This window comes from Marinobacterium profundum, from assembly GCF_001528745.1.
Taxonomy (GTDB): Bacteria; Pseudomonadota; Gammaproteobacteria; order Pseudomonadales; family Balneatricaceae; genus Marinobacterium_A; species Marinobacterium_A profundum.
Genome location: NZ_BCNS01000210.1, coordinates 39203 through 51576, shown reverse-complemented (window position 1 = coordinate 51576; position 12374 = coordinate 39203). Strand labels below are relative to the sequence as shown.

The following is a 12374-nucleotide window of genomic DNA, read 5'->3' as shown; positions in this document are numbered from 1 at the left end:
ACCCCTAGTCGTGAGCAAACCAGTTGCTTGCAATATTGTTGTGGGCCTCGGCCAGCACTAATTGCTGGTCGTTCAGGTAGTCACGAAAATCGGGGCTCAGGCAAAAGCCGTCCCTGATATCGTGTTTCGGCAGCTGTGGCTTAATGGATGTGTAGCGCTTGCCGGCGGTAGGCAGCCTGGCAGTGGCGGAGCTTATCTGGTCGAGGCAGAAGCTCACGGAGCGCGGGAAGTGTTCATCTGCGAGTAGAAAGTGCGCCACATCGGTGCCGTTGACCGCTGTGCGCATGGTGCGGCGGTAGGCCATATAGGCGCTGCCGGAACGCAGTACATTGCCCCATACGATCTGCGACAGGTTGGTGGTCTCGTTGTCTTCGGACAGCTGGAGTACGGCGGCGCCGGCGTCCAGCAGACGGGTGGTCATGTCGGCACGTTCCAGGTTGCAGCCCAGGCGCATGAAATGCCAGGCCGCATCACGGCTCATGGTGCCGAGCAGCAGGCCATTAATGCCCTGGCAGCCCTCAATGATGCCGTTAAGGAAGGCATGGCGACCGTTGCGGTTGATACCCTGCTGAATATTGTTGCGGGCGAACAGCAGCAGTTCGTTAACCAGTTCCCAGGCTTCGGCCGGCAGTACATCGCGGGCGGTGCGGATGTTTTCGCGCAGCATGGTCAGGGACGACAGCATGGAGCTGGGGTTGGTGTCGTCGGCGAGGGTGAATTTCACCACATTGCGCTCGTCCTGTACCTTGTAGCGTTCAAAAAACAGCTCGGTACCGCTGTTGATGATGACCAGATTAAACCAGCCGATATTGACGCTGCGGGGCAGGTCGAACAGCAGGTTGTCGTAGACGCTGACCAGTCGCGCCGTATTTTCGACACGCTCAAGATAGCGCGCCGCCCAGTAAATTCTCTCAGCTACACGGGACAGCATCATTTGGCCTCCGTATCAACGATCCAGGTGTCCTTGCTACCGCCACCCTGGGATGAATTCACCACCAGAGAGCCCTTTTTCATGGCCACACGGGTGAGTCCGCCGGTGGTCACATAGACGTCCTTGCCCTGCAGGATGAAGGGGCGAAGATCCAAATGGCGTGGCTCCAGCTTGTTGTTGTCCACCAGGGTGGGCGCGGTCGAGAGCGCCAGGGTGGGCTGGGCGATATAGTTGCGCGGGTTGGACTTGATCAGTTCGGCAAATTTGGCCTGATCCTTCTTGGTGGAATGGGGGCCAACCAGCATGCCATAGCCGCCGGATTCGTTAGCCGGCTTGACCACCAGTTTGTCGAGGTTTGCCAGTACGTATTCGCGCTGCTCGGCGTCTTCGCACAGGAAGGTTTCAACGTTGCGCAGCAGAGGCTCTTCCTTGAGGTAATACTTGATGAGCTCGGGTACATAGGCATAGATGACCTTGTCATCGGCAACCCCTGCACCTGGCGCATTGGCCAGCGCCACGTTGCCGGCTTTCCAGGCGCGCATGAGACCAGGCACGCCCAGTACCGAATCCTTGTCAAAAACTTCGGGGTCCAGGAATAGGTCGTCAATACGGCGGTAGATCACATCGACCCGGGTCAGGCCGTCGATGGTACGCATGAACACGAGGTCGTCTTCGCTGACCACCAGGTCGCTGCCTTCCACCAGTTCTGCGCCCATTTGCTGGGCCAGAAAAGCGTGTTCAAAATAGGCAGAGTTAAAGATGCCGGGGGTCAGGACCACAATTTCGGGTTGCTTTACCTTGCGTGGAGACAGGGCCGCCAGAGTGTCGAACAGGTGTGCCGGGTAGTCATCGATCGGCATGATATTGTCGTTTTCGAACAGTTCTGGCAGTACCCGCTTGGTGATAGCGCGGTTCTCGAGCATGTAGGAGACGCCGGACGGCACGCGCAGGTTGTCTTCGAGCACATAGAATTCGCCGTCGCCATCACGCACCAGGTCAGTGCCGCAGATATGGGCCCAAACGCCATGGGGCGGCGACACGCCGACACACTCGGGGCGAAAGTTGACGGAGTTCTCGATCAGGTGGCGTGGAATGATGCCATCGTTGATAACATTCTGATCGTGATAAAGATCGTTGATGAACATGTTCAGTGCCCGCAGACGCTGTTTCAGTCCGGCAGCGGTCTTGTCCCACTGCTTGAGAGAGATGGTGCGAGGAATAAGGTCAAAGGGCCAGGCCCTGTCGATATTTCCTTCCTCGGTATAAACAGTAAAACTGACCCCCATTTCCTGAATGGTCGCCTCAGCCATAAGGCGGCGCTTCTCAAGTTCTTCTTCGTCGAGGCTGGCCAGATAATTGGCAAGTTTGCGAGCTGGTGCTCTGGCGTTGCCGGGGGAACTGATCAATTCGTCGAAGAAACCACCGCTGTCGTACTGCTTCCAATCGATACTCATGGCTTATGCCTTCTGCTGATCCCTGTTGCATTTCAACTCCCCAAAATGGGGCATTTTTCGATCCATTAACGGGCATGGTGCACTGATATGGTGATGCCTGACCGGGAGGGCTGTCGAAAAGTCGCATCTTGCTACTCTAATACCGTTCATACAGCAATTTGCAGGCCAGAATGCAGGCTGCAGAGACGGATAAGCGAGTGACTCAGCCGCTACAGTGTAGCAGTGGCCGGCTTGGGCGTGCGAGAGTCCGCAAGAAAAGTTGCTGCAAATTCAGCGTGCTGCGCATGATTTTCGAGTCGACGTGAGTGTTATGCCTGGGTGGCCCCCGTAAGGGTGTCGATGGACCTGGATGCTATGCAGGGGTTATAGGAAGCGGTTGCGAAAAGGGTGTCTGAAAAATAGGTAATGGTGGCTAGTGCGCGAAACAGGAGCATTTGGTGGCTGCTGCTTTGGCCTGTCAGAAAAGTCGGCCAGGTGAGTCTGTTGCGTGAGTATTACGGTATGGCAGGGAGAAAACAGGCGTCCCGTAAAGCTTTGCAAAGGGACTATAAAAAGAGGGTAGTAAAGCGGCTGCGGATAAGAACGGTGTTGCTATGGATACTGCTTAATTTAATGAAAAGGTGTCTGAGAAAGGAAAGCGCCGGTGTAATAAAAGAGACTGAGTCAGATTTGGTCGGGGTAACAGGATTTGAACCTACGACCCCTGCCTCCCGAAGACAGTGCTCTACCAGGCTGAGCTATACCCCGACGTATCTGGCTTATCTAGCGCAGCCGTAGCTGCAATGGTCCTAAGACCCAACTGCACGCAGTTGTTAAAGCGGGAAAGTTTGGTCGGGATAACAGGATTTGAACCTACGACCCCTGCCTCCCGAAGACAGTGCTCTACCAGGCTGAGCTATATCCCGAACCAGTGCCCTCAGCAGGCCTTTGGGCAGGCTGCTGTGAACAGGGCGAAATTATAATCTGGGCTCGGATGATGTCAAGGCTGTTTTATAAAACAAGCGCTTAGGCATCAGTTGCGTATTATTGCATTTCAACTTCGCCGAGGCGGTTGGCGGTTTCCGGGCAGGCCAGGCGATCGGTGGCGACCAGTACATTGGCCAGATGATCATAGGCCAGGCGCTGCTGTTTGATGATCTGCTCGGCTTCGGTGAGGGCTTCCTCGACGCTGATCTGTCCGCTGCGATGGTCCTGACTGACCGTGAGGCTGCGTTTGTCGTTGGCGACGATACGCTTGTAGGTATTTTTGGCTTCAATGTTGAGGCGAAAACAGGCGGCATAGATGCCGTCCTTGAGGTCTTGTTCACTTGCAGGCTCTTCGGCTCGGCCGCTGGCGGCGCTGAGCAACAGCAGGACGAAAAGCGGGAAAGTCCTTTTCATTCAGTAACTCCGGTAGGCAACTTGGCAATGGCGCAGTCAGTATAGCGTAGCCCTGGCGTTGATCGTGCATAGTTCTAAGGCTGATCTTGTATCGTCCTTAGTATGATAAATCTGCAGGCGGGCTGAGTTCTGAGTCTCCCGCTTTGTTGGCAAAGTGCGCCTGAGGAGGGGCTGTTACACTGTGGTGGTGAATCTTCAGAAAGTGCTTGGCTGCGGTATTTGCCCAACTGAAAGGAGTGGAGGAATTGCGTATGTCATCAGGGAATCTGGCGCTGGGGCGCAGTGTTGCGGGTAAGGATGTTGAGTTGCCGCTGATTATGGCGAACCGCCATGGCTTGATCGCAGGTGCTACCGGTACCGGCAAGACTGTCAGTTTGCAGACCATGGCGGAAGGCTTTGCCCGCAGCGGTGTGCCGGTTTTCATGACGGACGTAAAGGGAGACCTGTCGGGGCTGGCCGCAGAGGGGCGTGGGCACCCGAAGATCGCCGAACGAGTGGCGCTGCTGGGGCTTGATGATTATCGTCCAAGGTCGGCGCCTGTGGTGTTTTGGGATCTGCTGGGGGTCAAGGGGCATCCGGTGCGTACGACGGTGTCGGATATGGGGCCGCTGTTGCTGAGTCACCTGCTGGAGCTCAACGAGACCCAGTCCGGCGTGCTCTATGCCTGTTTTCGCATTGCTGACGACGAAGGGCTTTTGCTGCTGGATCTGAAAGACCTGCAGGCGATGCTGGCCTGGATGGGCGAGAATCGCAGCGCGCTGGGCAGTCGCTACGGCAATATCGCCAGCGCCAGTATAGGGGCTATTCAACGTCGCCTGCTGATGCTGGAGTCCGAGGGCGCGGCGCAGTTCTTTGGCGAGCCCGCGCTGCAGATGGCGGACCTGATGCAGCGGGATTTCTCAGGTAATGGCGTGATCAGCGTGCTGGATGCAACGGCATTGATGACAAGGCCAAGACTCTACTCCACTTTTTTACTCTGGCTGCTATCAGAGCTGTTCGAGCAGTTGCCGGAAGTCGGCGACAAGGCTGAGCCCAGGCTGGTGTTTTTCTTTGATGAGGCGCATTTGCTGTTTGATCGCGCCCCCCGTGCGCTGCTTGACAAGGTTGAGCAGGTGGTGCGGCTGATACGCTCCAAGGGTGTCGGCATCTATTTTGTCAGTCAGAGCCCGGGTGATATACCCCAGGATATTCTGGGTCAGCTGGGGCACCGGGTGCAGCACGCGCTGCGTGCCTTCACGCCCAAGGATCGCAAGGTGGTGAAGGCGGCGGCCCAGACGTTCCGTGCCGCCGCCGGGGTGGATACGGAAAAGCTTATTACGTCGCTGGGGGTGGGTGAGGCACTGGTGTCGGTGCTGGATGTATCCGGTGTGCCAACGGAGGTGGCGCATACGCTGATGCGCCCGCCAGAGTCACGCCTGGGTCCGCTGGAAGATGCGGAACGGGCGCAGTTGCTGTCGCGTTCGCCAATGGGTGAGCGTTACGACCAGATGGTTGATCGGGAGTCGGCCTTCGAACTATTAAAGGCGCGCAGTGAAAAGGCACTGCAACACGAAGTTGAGACACAGGGCGATGCGTCTGCGGAGGAAAAAAAGCCGCGCAGTCAGACTGGGCGGGCCAGCAGTGGTCTGTTTGGCAGTCTGGCGAAAAGTGCCATGCGTGCCATCGGGACTCAGCTTGGGCGCCAGATCGTGCGCGGGTTGCTGGGTTCTATTCTGGGCGGGCGTCGCTAAGGCGCTATTGGTGCAAGGCGTGATGCGCGTTTCTGGGTGTTTGTCATGCTGCTCTTGTTCCAAGGTCGCGATTGCCAATGCCGGTGTAGCTAGGTAAAGTGCCGGCACTTTTTGATCGACGAACAGATGGCAGAGGTTGGGGCCGGTATGACTCCTTTAGGACGCTACAAGCAAGATCTAGAGCGGGATGATTTTTCCTATGATCCGGCGCAGGAGTTGGCGGTAAAGCATCTGCAGCGCCTGTTTGATGACCTGGTTGCGGCGCCGCCGCCAAAGCCAGGCCTGATGCAGCGACTGACCAGTGGCTGGAAGAAAGAGCCGAAGGAGCCGCTGCGCGGGCTCTATTTTTGGGGGGGCGTCGGCCGGGGTAAGACCTACCTGATGGACACCTTTTATGACAGTCTGCCGTTTGAGCAGAAAACACGCACCCATTTTCATCGCTTCATGCAACGGGTGCATCAGGATCTCAAAACCCTGGCTGGGGAAAAGAACCCGCTGGTCGAGTTGGCAAGGCGCTATGCGCAGGAAACGCGCATCATCTGCTTCGATGAGTTCTTTGTCTCCGATATTGCCGATGCCATGATTCTGAGCAGTCTGCTTGAGCAATTATTCGCCAATGGCGTATCGCTGGTAGCGACCTCCAATATAGTGCCCGATGGCCTCTATAAGGATGGTTTGCAGCGCGCGCGCTTTATGCCAGCCATCGCGTTGCTGAACAGATTCACTGAAGTGGTCAACGTGGACGGCGGTATCGACTACCGGCTGCGGGCGCTGGAGCAGGCTGAGCTCTATCACTCGCCACTGGATGCAAAGGCCGATGAAAGTCTTAATGCCAGCTTCGAAGCACTGGCACCGGATCTGGTTGAGGTTGTGGAAGGTGAGGTGCTGCAGATCAATGGCCGCGGCATTCGTTCGCGCCGCTGCTGTGAGGATGTGGTCTGGTTTGATTTTTCTGATCTATGTCAGGGGCCGCGCTCGCAGAATGACTATATAGAGCTGGCCAAGCTCTACCATGCGGTGCTGGTGTCCAATGTGCCGCAACTTGGGCGCAGTAATGATGATGCGGCGCGCCGCTTTATCAATATGGTGGATGAATTCTACGACAGTGGCGTCAAGCTGATTCTGTCGGCGGCGGCACCAATCCATGGGATCTATACGGAAGGGCGTCTGGAATTCGAAATTCAGCGTACCCAGAGTCGTCTGCTGGAAATGCAGTCCCACGAGTACCTGGCGCGGGCGCACAGGGCCTGACAAAAATATGCGGGTTCGGATGGGGAAACTGCTTTTTTGCTATCGCATTTGCAGTGCGACTTGTCTATAATTCGCGCCACCTATTTCTATGGGTTGTTACTGTTGTGGTCGGGATGCTCTCGAACACAACCAAGAATTATAAGTCAGTTCGGTGGCGCATCTGAAATGTGTGGCGAGAACTGAGTTAAATAAAGGCAATATACAGATGAAGACTTTTGTTGCTAAACCAGCCGAAGTAAAACGCGACTGGTACGTTGTTGACGCTGAGGGTAAAACCCTGGGTCGTCTGGCTACTGAGATTGCACGTCGCCTGCGCGGCAAGCATAAGCCGGAATTCACTCCTCACGTTGATACCGGCGATTACATCGTTGTCGTTAACGCTGAGAAAATCGGTGTTACCGGTAATAAGCGTAAAGACAAGATCTACTACCGTCACACCGGTTACCCGGGCGGTCTGCGCGAAGCTTCTTTCCAGACAATGATCGACTCTCACCCGGAGCGGGTTCTTGAGATCGCGGTCAAGGGTATGCTGCCCAAGGGCCCGCTGGGCCGTGCCATGAATAGCAAGCTGAAAGTTTACGCTGGCACCGAACATCCGCATCAGGCTCAGCAGCCCAAAGAACTGAACATTTAAGGGAAGGCAGACTATGTCCACTACTCAGTATTACGGTACCGGCCGTCGTAAAACCTCTACTGCTCGCGTCTTCCTGCGTCCGGGTACAGGTGTTATTACTATCAATGACCGCACGATCGAAAACTACTTCGGTCGCGAAACTGCGCGCATGATCGTGCGTCAGCCGCTGGAATTGACTGACTCTGTCGAAAAATTCGACGTTTTCGTTACTGTTGCCGGTGGCGGTGGTTTCGGACAGGCAGGCGCTATCCGTCACGGTATCACCCGTGCGCTGATGGTCTATGATGAAACTCTGCGTCCATCACTGCGTAGCGCTGGTTTTGTAACCCGCGACTCCCGTATGGTTGAGCGTAAGAAAGTCGGCCTGCGCAAAGCACGTAAGCGTCCTCAGTTCTCCAAGCGTTAATTCGCTTTCGGCTTCGGTCGAAGACTGTGGCAAGAAAAACGCTCAAGCCTTTTTGGCTTGGGCGTTTTTTTGTTTGGGTTAGGTCAAAAGTCGTATGGATGTCAGAGTATTGGTCCACCAATGTCCTTGTAAGCGAAGGGTATTTTCATTACCATTTGGGCCATTTTAAAAATCCGCTATTTGATGATTTTTAGTTGAGCGATCGGGTTATTTGCGTTCTTGCTGGGCGTTTAGTAGCAGATCGAACAAGGGGAGAGAGAGTTAATGAGTAATGACGGCGTGAACAAGGGGCGGCGTCGACTCCTGGTCGGCGCGACCTCTGCGGTAGGGGCTGTCGGTGCAGCGGGGGTTGCTGTTCCCTTCGTGGCCTCATGGATGCCCAGTGCCAAGGCACGCTCCGCGGGTGCTCCGGTAACGGTCGATGTGAGCAAACTGGAGCCGGGTCAGCAGATGGTCGTCAAGTGGCGTGGCAAGCCGGTCTGGCTGGTCAAGCGCAACGAAAAGACGCTGAGTGATCTGGCAGGTCTTGATAGTCGTCTGACGGACCCCAAGTCAGAAGTGCCACAGCAGCCGGAGTACATTCCGCATGATTCTAGCCGCTCCCTGCGCCCGGATATTTCGGTGCTGGTGGGTATCTGCACGCACCTGGGCTGTTCTCCGACTTACCGTCCGGAAATCGCGCCTGAAGATTTGGGTCCTGACTGGGTCGGCGGCTTCTACTGCCCTTGCCACGGTTCGCGCTTCGATCTATCCGGTCGCGTACTGAAAGGCTCTCCGGCGCCCTCGAATCTGGTTATTCCTCCGCATAATTACCCGGAAGAAAATATCCTCGTCGTCGGTGTGGATCAGGAGACTGCATAATGGCTAATCCGAACAAGAGCAAGGCCGAAGGCGGTCTGATGCGCTGGATCGACGATCGTTTTCCGGCGACGCAGATGTGGGAAGATCACCTTTCCAAATACTATGCGCCTAAGAACTTCAATTTCTGGTATTTCTTCGGTTCGCTGGCGATGCTGGTTCTGGTTAACCAGATCCTTACCGGTATCTGGCTGACCATGAGCTACAACCCGTCCGCAGAGGGTGCTTTTGCCTCTGTTGAATACATCATGCGCGACGTCGAATATGGCTGGCTGCTGCGCTACATGCACTCCACCGGCGCCTCGGCTTTCTTCCTGGTGGTGTATCTGCACATGTTCCGCGGCATCCTGTACGGCTCCTACCGCAAGCCGCGCGAGCTGGTGTGGCTGTTCGGCATGGCCATCTACCTGGCGCTGATGGCGGAAGCCTTCATGGGTTATTTGCTGCCCTGGGGCCAGATGTCCTACTGGGGTGCTCAGGTTATCGTATCCCTGTTCTCTGCCGTGCCCTTTATCGGTGAAGACCTGTCGTTGTGGATTCGTGGTGACTATCTGATATCGGGTATTACCCTGACGCGCTTCTTCTCGCTGCATGTCATTGCCCTGCCGATAGTGTTGCTGGCGCTGGTGGTGCTGCACATCATCGCGCTGCACGAAGTGGGTTCCAATAACCCTGATGGTATCGAGATCAAGGCTAACAAGGATGAAAATGGCGTGCCGCTTGACGGTATCCCGTTCCACCCTTACTACACCGTCAAGGATATTGTTGGTGTGGTCGTGTTCCTGTTCGTGTTCAGCATCGTGGTCTTCTTCTTCCCTGAAGGGGGCGGCTACTTTATTGAAGCGCCAAACTTTGAGCCTGCGAACTCGCTGAAAACGCCTGAGCACATAGCGCCGGTGTGGTATTTCACGCCTTTCTACGCCATGTTGCGTGCCATTCCGCCCATTGCCGGCTCCCAGTTCCCGGGTGTTGTCGTCATGGGTGGTGCTATAGCTGTTCTGTTCGTATTGCCCTGGCTGGACCGTAGCCCGGTCAAGTCCATGCGTTACAAGGGCATGATCAGCAAGGTAGCGCTGGTGATCTTCGCGGTCAGCTTCGTGATTCTGGGTTACCTGGGTGTGGTTGCGTCCAACCCGACCCGTACGCTGGTTTCCCAGGTCTGTACTGCGCTGTATTTCGCGTATTTCTTTCTGATGCCGATCTACACCAGGATGGAGAGCACTAAACCGGTTCCGGAAAGGGTTACAGGCTAATGAAAAAGTATCTGATTGCATTGGTGATGGTGCTGCTGCCGGTATCGGTACAGGCCTCGGTCGGGGGTGTTCAGCTCGACTCTATCGACGTGGACCTCGAGAACAAGGCCTCTTTGCAGCGCGGTATGGGCACTTTCGTAAACCGTTGCCTGGGCTGCCACTCGGCGGACTACCAGCGTTACGAGCGTGCCGCCATTGATCTTGAGATCCCAACCGAGCTGGCAGAGCAATACCTGCTGCTGGGAGATCAGAAAGTTGGCGAGCAGATGAGAATCGCCATGGACAAGGGTGATGCGGCGAACTGGTTTGGCAGCCCGCCGCCAGATCTGTCTCTGGAAGCGCGCCTGCGTGGTCCGGACTGGATCTACACTTACCTGCGCAGCTTCTACCAGGATGAGACGCGCCCCTGGGGTGTGAACAACGTGGTCTTCAAGGACGTGGGCATGCCCAACGTGCTGCAGGATCTGCAGGGTCTGCAGGTCAATCACTGCACGGCGGAAGAGTTTGCTCACGCAGCGTCCGGCGAGATCGATCCTCTGACCAACACTCGCATGTCCAAGTGTCTGACGGTTGCGGACAGTGGTAGCCAGACAGTCGAAGAGTTCGACAAGACGGTTTACGACCTGACCAACTTCCTGACCTATATGGGTGAGCCGTACCGTCTTGAATCCGAGCGTATCGGCACCAAGGTGCTTATCTTCCTGTTTATTTTCTTCCTGTTCGCATTTGCGCTGAAGAAAGAGTACTGGAAAGACGTACACTAAGGTCCTTGTGTTCGAGTATTGATCGTATGCGGCCTGAAGGATCGGGCCGCATTTATTTTTTTAAATGAATACTGACGGGGATTATCCGATGGGCGTAGTGGCTAAGCGTTCTTCCATGACCTTCTTTTCCAATGGTGCAGACCATTACAGCCACCGCGTGCGTATCGTGCTGGCGGAAAAAGGGGTTGCAGTCGATATCGTCGACTGCGCCGAAAATGACTTGCCCGAGGATTTGTCGTCACTGAACCCTTACAACAGCCTGCCGACCCTACTGGATCGTGAGCTGGTGTTGTATGAGCCGAATGTGATGATGGAATATCTCGATGAGCGTTTTCCACATCCGCCGCTGTTGCCGGTTTATCCGGTGGCTCGTGCCGAAAGTCGTTTGTACATGTACCGCATCCAGCACGACTGGTGTGGTTTGGCAGATACTATTCTGGCAGGCAAGGCTGATGCGTCCGAAATTGAGCGTTGCCGCAAGGAATTGCGTGACGGTCTGGTCGCCATTTCTCCGATTTTCGGAGAAAAGGACTTCTTCATGCATGAGGAATTCTCCCTGGTAGACTGCTGTCTGGCACCGCTCTTGTGGCGTTTGCCCGCCATGGGTATCGAACTGCCGGAAGCGCAGTGCAAGATGTTGGTACGTTACATGAAGCGTATTTTTGAGCGTGAAGCTTTCCAGGAAAGTCTGTCGGAAGCTGAGCGTGAGATGCGCGACTAGCAGCCTTTGGGTTGCAGCGCTGAATCAAGGGATGGAGGCGACTCTGTCCCTTTTTTATGGGTGATGCTCCGTGGGTTGTGGCTGCCGATAAGGTCGCAATGTAGCTGATGGAAAGGCGGCAAGGTCCGTTATGTTGAATTACAGAATGCAGGGTGTCGCAACAGGGATAGGCGGCTGAACTGTGGAGGTGAAGTTATGAACCCTAGTCGTCCCTATATTGCTCGAGGTCTGTATGAATGGATTCTCGACAATGACTGCACACCCCACCTGGTGGTGGATGCAGAGGCGCCCCATGTAGTGGTGCCGCGCCAGTTTGTGCAGGATGGGCAGATTGTGCTGAATGTATTGCCCTCAGCTGTGCGTGATTTTTTTATGGGGGAGAACGAGATTTCGTTTAACGCCCGTTTTAGTGGCGTGCCTATGCAGGTGCGGGTGCCTTACGCGGCGCTTATGGCTATCTTCGCCAAGGAGAACGCCATGGGTATGGGGTTTGGCATGGAGCCTGGTGCTGACTATTACGAACGCCTGCAGCCAGTGGATGGCGAAGAGTCGGCGGATGGGGAGGCGGATAAAGATGCTGGCAAGGCCAAAGGGCCTGTGTTGGCGGGCGTGCCCAAGAGGCCAAAGCCCGGGCGTCCGAGTCTCAAGGTCGTGAAATAGTTGCTGCAGAAGGGAGTCTGTATTTCGCCTGTGGGCGACATACTTTCTTTGCTCGTGCAAAGAAAGTATGCAAAGAAAAACACAGCCCCGATGAAGTCTTTTTGCTGCGCTCTGAGATTATTCTGCGGGCGCCGCTAGTGCTAATCGGCGTTGATAGAGTCCCTGTATCAACCTTGTCAGGCCTGATCGCACAATGACCTCAGTGCTCGCCGGCTTCATAAGGGGGAGCAAAAACCGCTCTGATATCGCTGATGCTGGATTGCCACCGTACCGGGCCGCCAGCGGGTAGGATGGGTGAAGTGCGCATTGTACAAGGCTTGTCATTGCTCAAA

General features: G+C 55.5%; 12 protein-coding genes and 2 tRNA genes. 9 read left to right on the top strand and 5 right to left on the bottom strand.

Translation table 11 applies throughout. From position 1 onward, the window contains the following. Nucleotides 1-4: 4 nt before the first annotated feature. From MPRO_RS23755 to MPRO_RS23735, 5 genes are all read right to left on the bottom strand, one after another. The gene (locus tag MPRO_RS23755; RefSeq protein WP_216821362.1) at nucleotides 5-934 is read right to left on the bottom strand and encodes an alpha-E domain-containing protein; all 930 of its coding nucleotides are present in this window, start codon (nucleotides 932-934) and stop codon (nucleotides 5-7) included. After that, on the bottom strand, nucleotides 931-2385 hold the full coding sequence (locus MPRO_RS23750; RefSeq protein WP_067298791.1) for a circularly permuted type 2 ATP-grasp protein: 1455 nt from the start codon (nucleotides 2383-2385) through the stop codon (nucleotides 931-933). The genes MPRO_RS23755 and MPRO_RS23750 overlap by 4 nt, the downstream gene beginning before the upstream one ends. Nucleotides 2386-3055: 670 nt before the next feature. Next, nucleotides 3056-3132 (bottom strand) — tRNA-Pro (locus MPRO_RS23745). Nucleotides 3133-3213: 81 nt separating this feature from the next. After that, nucleotides 3214-3290: transfer RNA gene (locus MPRO_RS23740), tRNA-Pro, on the bottom strand. Nucleotides 3291-3408: 118 nt separating this feature from the next. Beyond that, the gene (locus MPRO_RS23735; RefSeq protein ID WP_067298790.1) at nucleotides 3409-3765 is read right to left on the bottom strand and encodes a hypothetical protein; all 357 of its coding nucleotides are present in this window, start codon (nucleotides 3763-3765) and stop codon (nucleotides 3409-3411) included. 251 nt (nucleotides 3766-4016) lie between these two features. Between MPRO_RS23735 and MPRO_RS23730 the strand changes: the two genes are divergently transcribed. From MPRO_RS23730 to MPRO_RS23690, 9 genes are all read left to right on the top strand, one after another. After that, nucleotides 4017-5495 carry a helicase HerA-like domain-containing protein gene (locus tag MPRO_RS23730; RefSeq protein ID WP_067298789.1) on the top strand — a complete coding sequence of 493 codons (1479 nt, stop codon included), beginning with the start codon at nucleotides 4017-4019 and terminating at the stop codon, nucleotides 5493-5495. Between the two features lie 147 nt (nucleotides 5496-5642). Beyond that, on the top strand, nucleotides 5643-6746 hold the full coding sequence (gene zapE, locus MPRO_RS23725; RefSeq protein ID WP_067298830.1) for a cell division protein ZapE: 1104 nt from the start codon (nucleotides 5643-5645) through the stop codon (nucleotides 6744-6746). A gap of 205 nt (nucleotides 6747-6951) precedes the next feature. Then, nucleotides 6952-7380 carry a 50S ribosomal protein L13 gene (gene rplM / locus MPRO_RS23720; RefSeq protein WP_067298788.1) on the top strand — a complete coding sequence of 143 codons (429 nt, stop codon included), beginning with the start codon at nucleotides 6952-6954 and terminating at the stop codon, nucleotides 7378-7380. 13 nt (nucleotides 7381-7393) lie between these two features. Next, nucleotides 7394-7786 (top strand): 30S ribosomal protein S9, encoded by a 393-nt coding sequence (gene rpsI, locus MPRO_RS23715; protein ID WP_067298787.1) that lies wholly within the window; start codon nucleotides 7394-7396, stop codon nucleotides 7784-7786. Between the two features lie 264 nt (nucleotides 7787-8050). Next, entirely contained in the window at nucleotides 8051-8647 is a 597-nt protein-coding gene (gene petA / locus MPRO_RS23710; RefSeq protein WP_067298786.1) for a ubiquinol-cytochrome c reductase iron-sulfur subunit, read from the top strand. After that, a complete protein-coding gene (locus tag MPRO_RS23705) occupies nucleotides 8647-9897 on the top strand; it encodes a cytochrome b (RefSeq protein WP_067298785.1) in 1251 nt (416 codons plus the stop codon). Before petA ends, MPRO_RS23705 begins: the two co-directional genes overlap by 1 nt. Further along, complete coding sequence (locus MPRO_RS23700) at nucleotides 9897-10661, top strand: cytochrome c1 (protein ID WP_067298784.1); 765 nt, start codon at nucleotides 9897-9899, stop codon at nucleotides 10659-10661. The genes MPRO_RS23705 and MPRO_RS23700 overlap by 1 nt, the downstream gene beginning before the upstream one ends. Before the next feature lie 88 nt (nucleotides 10662-10749). Then, a complete protein-coding gene (locus tag MPRO_RS23695) occupies nucleotides 10750-11382 on the top strand; it encodes a glutathione S-transferase N-terminal domain-containing protein (protein ID WP_067298829.1) in 633 nt (210 codons plus the stop codon). Between the two features lie 195 nt (nucleotides 11383-11577). Next, the gene (locus MPRO_RS23690; RefSeq protein ID WP_067298783.1) at nucleotides 11578-12042 is read left to right on the top strand and encodes a ClpXP protease specificity-enhancing factor; all 465 of its coding nucleotides are present in this window, start codon (nucleotides 11578-11580) and stop codon (nucleotides 12040-12042) included. The last annotated feature ends 332 nt before the right edge of the window (nucleotides 12043-12374 follow it).

Coding starts and splice junctions, on each gene's coding strand:
- MPRO_RS23690 (WP_067298783.1), top strand. CDS start 11,578: ATGAACCCTAGTCGTCCCTATATTGCTCGAGGTCTGTATGAATGGATT.
- MPRO_RS23730 (WP_067298789.1), top strand. CDS start 4,017: ATGTCATCAGGGAATCTGGCGCTGGGGCGCAGTGTTGCGGGTAAGGAT.
- MPRO_RS23735 (WP_067298790.1), bottom strand. CDS start 3,765: ATGAAAAGGACTTTCCCGCTTTTCGTCCTGCTGTTGCTCAGCGCCGCC.
- MPRO_RS23755 (WP_216821362.1), bottom strand. CDS start 934: ATGATGCTGTCCCGTGTAGCTGAGAGAATTTACTGGGCGGCGCGCTAT.
- MPRO_RS23750 (WP_067298791.1), bottom strand. CDS start 2,385: ATGAGTATCGATTGGAAGCAGTACGACAGCGGTGGTTTCTTCGACGAA.
- zapE (WP_067298830.1), top strand. CDS start 5,643: ATGACTCCTTTAGGACGCTACAAGCAAGATCTAGAGCGGGATGATTTT.
- petA (WP_067298786.1), top strand. CDS start 8,051: ATGAGTAATGACGGCGTGAACAAGGGGCGGCGTCGACTCCTGGTCGGC.
- MPRO_RS23700 (WP_067298784.1), top strand. CDS start 9,897: ATGAAAAAGTATCTGATTGCATTGGTGATGGTGCTGCTGCCGGTATCG.
- rpsI (WP_067298787.1), top strand. CDS start 7,394: ATGTCCACTACTCAGTATTACGGTACCGGCCGTCGTAAAACCTCTACT.
- rplM (WP_067298788.1), top strand. CDS start 6,952: ATGAAGACTTTTGTTGCTAAACCAGCCGAAGTAAAACGCGACTGGTAC.
- MPRO_RS23695 (WP_067298829.1), top strand. CDS start 10,750: ATGGGCGTAGTGGCTAAGCGTTCTTCCATGACCTTCTTTTCCAATGGT.
- MPRO_RS23705 (WP_067298785.1), top strand. CDS start 8,647: ATGGCTAATCCGAACAAGAGCAAGGCCGAAGGCGGTCTGATGCGCTGG.